This window comes from Oleiphilus sp. HI0125, assembly GCF_001635355.1.
The window spans coordinates 1-758 of the sequence record NZ_LWGF01001359.1 but is presented as its reverse complement, the minus strand read 5'-3'; the positions used below and the strand labels follow the sequence as shown (position 1 = coordinate 758).

The following is a 758-nucleotide window of genomic DNA, read 5'->3' as shown; positions in this document are numbered from 1 at the left end:
AAGAACGCGGACGAGACGGCTACTGCTTCTTTACTGAAGAGTTGAATGTTAGAGCCAGCCATCTTATGGAGATTGAGCACGAGATTCGCCATGCACTAAGCAATGACGAGTTCTATCTTCATTACCAACCTCAAATCGATTTAAAGACAAACAAAATAAACAGTGTTGAAGCGCTCATTCGCTGGCGTCATCCAGTTAAAGGTGAAATTTCCCCCAATGACTTTATCTCTATTGCTGAAGAAACCGGACTGATCGTCCCGATTGGCGACTGGGTTTTAAAGAAGGCATGTAGCGAAATTCATCAACTCAACCAAGACTCTGGCTTAGATTTACGTGTTGCAGTTAACCTATCAACACGACAATTCACTGACTTACGCCTAGTCAATACGGTGAATAATGCACTAGAAACAGCAGGCATGCCTGCCCGTAACCTAGAGCTAGAAGTCACCGAGAGCATGCTCATGCAAGACATGGAAACAGTGATCGATCAATTGAATCGCATCAAGGCTTATGGCTGTACCGTAAGTATCGATGACTTCGGCTCCGGCTACTCCTCATTTAGCTATCTGAAAAGTTTGCCAGTCGACATACTCAAAGTAGATCGTGAGTTTGTACGCGACATACCAGAAGATCTCAATGCCATGGANATCACATCAGCGATCATCGCCGTTGCGCACAAACTAAACTTGAAAGTAGTTGCCGAAGGCGTTGAGAGTGAAGATCAGCGTGACTTCCTAGACATTAACAAATGTGATTTC

At 44.4% G+C, this 758-nt stretch carries 1 protein-coding gene; it reads left to right on the top strand.

The genetic code is table 11. From position 1 onward, the window contains the following. Nucleotides 1-758: bifunctional diguanylate cyclase/phosphodiesterase (locus tag A3762_RS23325; RefSeq protein WP_156493696.1), on the top strand; the 758-nt coding region annotated here is incomplete at both ends.